Source organism: Ruminococcus sp. AM43-6, assembly GCF_003461785.1.
GTDB lineage: Bacteria > Bacillota > Clostridia > Oscillospirales > Ruminococcaceae > Hominimerdicola > Hominimerdicola aceti.
This window is the reverse complement of record NZ_QTXU01000053.1, coordinates 1-6,250: the sequence shown is the minus strand read 5'-3', so window position 1 is coordinate 6,250 and position 6,250 is coordinate 1. Positions and strand designations below refer to the sequence as shown.

5 protein-coding genes are annotated in these 6,250 nt (G+C 41.8%); 4 read left to right on the top strand and 1 reads right to left on the bottom strand.

The annotated features are described in order from the left end of the window. Positions 1–57: 57 nt before the first annotated feature. Complete coding sequence (locus tag DW938_RS14045; RefSeq protein WP_118125528.1) at positions 58–273, bottom strand: helix-turn-helix transcriptional regulator; 216 nt, start codon at positions 271–273, stop codon at positions 58–60. Between the two features lie 138 nt (positions 274–411). Here DW938_RS14045 and DW938_RS14040 point away from each other — a divergent pair, with 138 nt between their 5' ends. From DW938_RS14040 to mfd, 4 genes are all read left to right on the top strand, one after another. After that, a complete protein-coding gene (locus DW938_RS14040; RefSeq protein ID WP_038670297.1) occupies positions 412–972 on the top strand; it encodes a DUF6591 domain-containing protein in 561 nt (186 codons plus the stop codon). Between the two features lie 31 nt (positions 973–1,003). Next, positions 1,004–1,558: a hypothetical protein gene (locus DW938_RS14035; RefSeq protein WP_118125526.1), complete on the top strand. Its 555-nt coding sequence runs from the start codon at positions 1,004–1,006 to the stop codon at positions 1,556–1,558. 138 nt (positions 1,559–1,696) lie between these two features. After that, complete coding sequence (pth, locus tag DW938_RS14030; protein WP_117865607.1) at positions 1,697–2,320, top strand: aminoacyl-tRNA hydrolase; 624 nt, start codon at positions 1,697–1,699, stop codon at positions 2,318–2,320. Positions 2,321–2,426: 106 nt separating this feature from the next. Then, entirely contained in the window at positions 2,427–5,882 is a 3,456-nt protein-coding gene (mfd, locus tag DW938_RS14025) for a transcription-repair coupling factor (protein WP_118125524.1), read from the top strand. The last annotated feature ends 368 nt before the right edge of the window (positions 5,883–6,250 follow it).

Here is a 6,250-nt window from a genome sequence, read left to right as displayed (position 1 = left end):
CTTGCTTTTTGGCAAGATCGCAGCCTTTTTTCTTGGGAACTTTTTTTACAGCCCCTTTTATTTGTTTAGCTTTTTGTTGTTTGTCCTGCCGAGGATATAATCGGTGGAAACGCCATAGAAGTCGGCAAGGATAAGGAGGTGTTCCACGGGGATAGTTCTTGCACCACGCTCATATCTTGAATACACTGTCTGACTTGTAAAAAGTATTTCGGCTATCTGCGTTTGGTTCATGTCCATATCTTCGCGCAAATCTCTTAATCTTTGGAAATACATAAAAATTCTCCTTGTTTTTTGTATAAATTGTAGAAAGTGATTTTAGTACCTATTGGTACTATTGACTTTACCATATTTTTGTGCTATGCTATACATATTAAAACCGTATGGTCTTAAAAGTGCGGAGGTATAATAATCATGAGAAAAAAAGAGAAAAAAGGCATTGGCTGTGGAGGCATTATAATTATTATTATTGGGTTGGCTATCTTAGCGGCTTTGATAGTTCTAATTACAGACAAAGATGATAACAAGAATAATTCTGAGAGTTCAAATAATTCGTATTTTGCAGATGAAAATATTACAGATAGTTTTGACAACAGTATAATTTCCAAATCAGAAGATGATATTGAAAGCAAGGCAACAGATGATAAGAATGATTTGAAAATTGGGTCTGATGAGGAAAAGGATAGTAAGTCTGAAAAAACAGATTTAATAAGACCTGAGTTCAAGGAAGCCATTGATAGTTATGTTGAATTTTTTGATGAGTATGCTGAATTTATGAAAAAATACAATAATTCTAATGACGCTATATCTATGCTTAATGATTACACGGATTATATGAAAAAATATTCTGAAACAATGGAAAAGTTCAGTAAACTTGAATCAGAAGAAATGAACGATGCAGAAACAGCGTATTATATTGATGCGTCTGCAAAAATATCAAAGAAATTACTTGAAGTATCACAATCAATATCATAAAAAGTTCAGAACGAAAAATTGAGGATTTATTATGAAAGAAAAAAACAAACTGTTTATACCATATGTTATAACTTTGATAGGCACAATAATGATGTTTTTGTTGCTTGTATTGCCTTTTACTACAGCTACTGACGAATATGCTGAAAGGCTCGATAGGTTTGCTGATACAGAAGTATATAAAGGTCTTAGCTTGACTTGTGCAGATGTAAAAAATGTAAGCCTTGTTGATTATGCGAGAATATACGTTGCTGTCGGGGAAAACTTTTGGAAAAATGAGTATGCTGGTTGGATCTATGCAGGTCTAATTGCTGCTATAGGCTTATTTTCTTTGATAGCGGTAATAAAAGCTATTCGAAAAAAGCCTATAGGTATCATAATATCAACGATTTTTACGGTGATAACCGTTGCTATTTTTAATTGGGATCTTAGTGCAAGACACGTTGTGCAGAATGAAAATTATGTTTGGGGCGTTGCACATTATTGTTATTATATTATTCCAGTTATAATAATTGTAGGTTCAATATGGCTTTTTATAAAGAAAAGACAGCTAAATAAAGATATAAGCAATTCTCCCTTGCAATCCTGAAAAAATTATGCTATAATAAAGCCGACAGTAAAATGTCGGCTTTTGTTTATACCCCGTCTTGCATAAAGACGGGGTTATTGTGCGTGGATAGAATAAGCTGTCGGGGCTGACATATTATAAAAGATAGGAGAATTTACAATGGATATATTTGAGAAATTGAAGAAATTGTCTGCCGAGAGGGAAACGGCTATGGGCAAGCCTGAGTATATTATCGTGGGGCTTGGCAATCCCGGCGTGGCTTATGAGAATACACGCCATAACGCAGGATTTCTTGCGGTTGCGGCTATGGAAAAGAAATACGGCTTTTCGGTGAATACACATAAGTTCAAGGCTCTTGTGGGACGTGCCGTTATAGGCGGAAAAAGCTGTCTTGTCATGAAGCCTGAAACTTTCATGAACAATAGCGGTGAGGCGGTCAGCGACGCTATGGATTTTTATGATATACCGCTTGAAAATGTTGTCGTGGTCTATGACGATATTTCACTTGACGTGGGCAAAATGAGGATACGCAGAAACGGTTCGGCTGGGGGTCACAATGGCATAAAAAGCATTATCGCACTGTGCGGCGGTCAGGATTTCCCAAGGGTGAAAATAGGCGTGGGCAAAAAGCCTCACCCTGATTACAACTTGGCTGACTGGGTGCTTTCAAGATTCACTGACGAGGAAATGAAAAAGCTTTCTGATGTGGATAAAAACACCTGCGAGGCTGTGGAGCTTATGGTGCAGGGCAAGATAAACGAGGCTATGAACAAGTTCAATTAGGGACAATTTTTGACCGACATATTGATAAAGACAAATATCGGGACGTCGAGGGCGCCGTCCCCTACAGTTATATTGTTATTAAAACTTTTTTTCGGAGAACAGCAAGATGAATATTTTTTACGAAATGGCGAGCCGTCTTGGCTTTTATAAAGATGTGAAAAACTGCCTGCTCAAAGGGTTTACTCCTTGTGCGGTCACTGGCGTTTCAAATATACACAAGGCTCAGACCGCAATGGCTCTCAGCAGGCTTTCCCCTTGCCTTGTTATATGCGACGACGAAGCGTCTGCCATTAGAATGACAGGGGATATAAACGAAATGGCTGGGGAACAGCTTGCCTGCGTTTTTCCTGCAAAAGACCTGAACTTTGCATACATGGAGGGCGTTTCAAGAGAATATGAGCATAAAAGGCTGGAAGCTCTTTCTCTTATCACTCAGGGCAAATGCAAGATAATCGCCGCAAGTATGGAAGCTTGCTTGCAGGGAACTATTCCGCAGGATAAGCTGAAAGAGTTTTCCTTTGAGATAAAAACAGGGGGCGAACTGAGCCTTGAGGAGCTTACGAACAAGCTGCTTGCAGGCGGATATACAAGAACAGATCAGGTGGAGAGTCAGGCGCAGTTTTCTGTGAGAGGCTCTATCGCTGATATTTTCCCTGTGCAGGAGTCACGTCCTGTGAGAATAGAGCTTTGGGGCGACGAGGTTGACTCTATCTCATACTTTGACCCCGAAAGCCAAAGACGTAGCGACCCAATAGACGAGATAGCGGTTTTCCCTGCCTTGGAGATAATTTTCCCTGACACTGATGACCTTGTGACAAAGCTTGAAGCCTTGTCGAAGTCTGTTCGTGGAAGCCGTACCGATAAGATAAGAACGAATATTTCAAGGGATATAGAAACGGCTCAGAGCGGTATCACCCTCACAAATCTTGATAAGTATTATACTGTGTGCTATGACAAGCTCACAACAGTGTTTGATTACTTTGAGAGCGGTGTTTGCCTTGTGTCGGAGTATACGAACTGTATCGAAAAGGGCAAGGCGGCTCTTGCTCAGCTTTCAGAGGATATGAAGCTTCTTTATGAGGACGGCATACTTTTCAGAAAGCTGGAGGGCTTTTATCTTGATATACCACAAGCGGAACTAAAAATAACACAAATGAAGTCGGTGTTTCTTGACAGCTTTATGCGCTCTAACAACGGCGTGAAGTTCAAAAAGCTTATCAATACCGACTGCCGACAAACGGCGGCTTGGGGCGGTAATATCATCAATCTTGAAGAAGAACTGAAAAATCTCTGTTCTCAGGGGTATTGCACTGTTGTGCTGGCAGGCTCGGAGAAGACGCTTCCTATTATAAATAAAGACCTTAATGATGCTGGCATTTCTGCGGAGATCCTCACTGAGGACAGCGAGATAATAAAGGGTAAAGTATACCTGCGCACGGGCTGTCTGTCAGGCGGATTTGATTATCCTGACATAGGCTGTGCGGCCATCACTCAGATGAAAGCCATGAGTGCAAAGAAGCGTAAATCCCGTCACAAGGCAGGAGAAGAGATAAAAAGCCTTTCGGATATACAGACAGGCGATCTTGTTGTTCACGCTATGTACGGCATAGGCAGATTTTCAGGAATAAAAAATATAGAAACGAACGGTGTAACAAAGGATTATATCACCATAAAATATGCAGGTACGGACGTGCTTTATGTGCCTGTTACTCAGCTTGACCTTGTGTCAAGATATATAGGTCCTAGAGATGACGGGGCAGTGAAGCTCAATAAGCTCAACTCTATGGAGTGGACAAAGACACGAAACAAGGTAAAGTCTGCCGTAAAGGATATGGCGGAGGAGCTTACAAAGCTTTATGCTCAAAGACAAATGGCAAGGGGTTTTGCTTTTTCCCCTGACAACGATTGGCAGGCGGATTTTGAGGAGCGTTTTGATTATCAGGAAACCGACGATCAGTTAAGATCTATACAGGAGATAAAGTCAGATATGGAAAAGCCGTCCCCAATGGACAGACTTCTCTGCGGAGATGTGGGCTTCGGCAAAACGGAGGTGGCACTCCGTGCGGCGTTCAAGTGTATGCTCGATAACAAGCAGGTGGCTATACTTGTGCCAACAACTGTTCTTGCATGGCAGCATTATCAGACGGCGATAAAAAGATTTGAGCATTTTCCGGTGAAGGTGGAGCTTTTGTCGAGATTTAGAAAACCAAAGGAGCAACAGCAGATAATAAGAGAACTTAACCGTGGCACTATCGACCTTATCATAGGCACGCACAGGCTTGTGCAGAAAGACGTTAAGTTCAAGGACTTGGGTCTTGTTATCATAGACGAGGAACAGCGTTTTGGTGTTGCCCATAAGGAAAAGTTCAAGGAAACTTTCAAGGGTGTTGATGTGCTTACACTTTCGGCTACCCCGATACCAAGAACGCTTAACATGGCAATGAGCGGTATCAGAGATATGTCGGTCATAGAGGAACCGCCTATGGACAGACACCCTGTTCAGACCTATGTTATAGAGCATAATATGGGCGTAATAGCACAGGCAATAAGCAAGGAGCTGCGACGTGGTGGTCAGGTGTATTATATCCACAACAGGGTGGAAACTATCATGATGACCGCAAATAAGCTTCAGGAAATGCTTCCTGACGCAAAGATAGCGTTCGCACACGGACAAATGCCCGAGGAGGAACTGTCGGAAATATGGCGGCAGCTTTGCGACAGAGAGATAGATATCCTTGTCTGCACCACAATAATCGAAACAGGTGTTGACGTGCCGAATGTAAATACACTTATAATAGAGGACGCTGACAGATTGGGACTTTCACAGCTTTATCAGCTTAGAGGACGTGTGGGAAGATCAAACCGCCGTGCTTTTGCGTACTTCACTTTCAGACGTGGCAAGGTACTCACGGAGGTAGCGGCAAAAAGGCTTGACGCAATAAGAGAGTTCACACAGTTCGGCTCAGGCTTCAGGATAGCGTTGCGTGACCTTGAAATAAGAGGTGCAGGCTCTATACTCAGCGGTAAACAGCATGGACATATGGAGGCGGTGGGATATGATATGTATCTGCGACTTCTAAATGAGGCTATAGCTGAACAAAAGGGAGAGGCTTTGCCGCCGTCACCTGAGGATTGTTTGGTGGATATATCCATAGACGCATTTATACCTGAACATTATATAGAAAATCTGTCACAGAGGATAGATTGCTATAGGAAGATAGCTTCCATAGGCAATGAGGAGGATTCCAGGGACGTTATCGACGAGCTTATAGATAGATACGGCGACCCACCGAAATCAGTGCTGGGATTGGTGAACGTTGCACTTACGAGAAATACTGCTTCAAAGCTTGGCATAAAGGAAATAACACAAAGAGGGGATAAGGTGCTGTTCTTTGTGAAAACCGCAGAGGTGGAGCAGATACAAGCGTTGTATGGAGCTTATAAGAATAGGATCAGGTTTTTTGACGGAGATAAGCCGTATTTTGCAGTGACATTGGAGAAAAAGCAAAAAGCGGCAGAATTAATGGCGGAAACGGTAAGATTAATGAGGAATGAGGAGTGAGGAATGGCGGAGCCATACCGAGTAAATCATTAACACAAAATAGAGGAAACTCCTAGCAAAGTGACAGCTGAGCGACGCACAGTTGTCACTTTTTGTATCAAAGGAACAAAGGAGCAAAGCAAAATGGACAAAAAGAGATAAGAAAAGGGAAATAAAGTGTAAAAAAAGCAGAAAGCGAAAAAAGGGGTTGACAAAATGACATAAAAGTGATAAAATAAACAAGTCGCCTCGAGAGAGAGCGATAAAGGAAGAAGCGAAACGAAGGTAAAAGGTTCGGGAGAACAGGAGAGGCCTAAGGATTAGCTCGAAAAGAACTTCATAAAAAGTTCACAAAGAAAAGTCTTGACAAAGCTTAGCTAATATGATAT

What these genes read in the sequence shown, in the direction of transcription:
- DW938_RS14040 (WP_038670297.1), top strand. Translation starts at nt 412, where the DNA reads ATGAGAAAAAAAGAGAAAAAAGGCATTGGCTGTGGAGGCATTATAATT.
- DW938_RS14045 (WP_118125528.1), bottom strand. Translation starts at nt 273, where the DNA reads ATGTATTTCCAAAGATTAAGAGATTTGCGCGAAGATATGGACATGAAC.
- pth (WP_117865607.1), top strand. Translation starts at nt 1,697, where the DNA reads ATGGATATATTTGAGAAATTGAAGAAATTGTCTGCCGAGAGGGAAACG.
- DW938_RS14035 (WP_118125526.1), top strand. Translation starts at nt 1,004, where the DNA reads ATGAAAGAAAAAAACAAACTGTTTATACCATATGTTATAACTTTGATA.
- mfd (WP_118125524.1), top strand. Translation starts at nt 2,427, where the DNA reads ATGAATATTTTTTACGAAATGGCGAGCCGTCTTGGCTTTTATAAAGAT.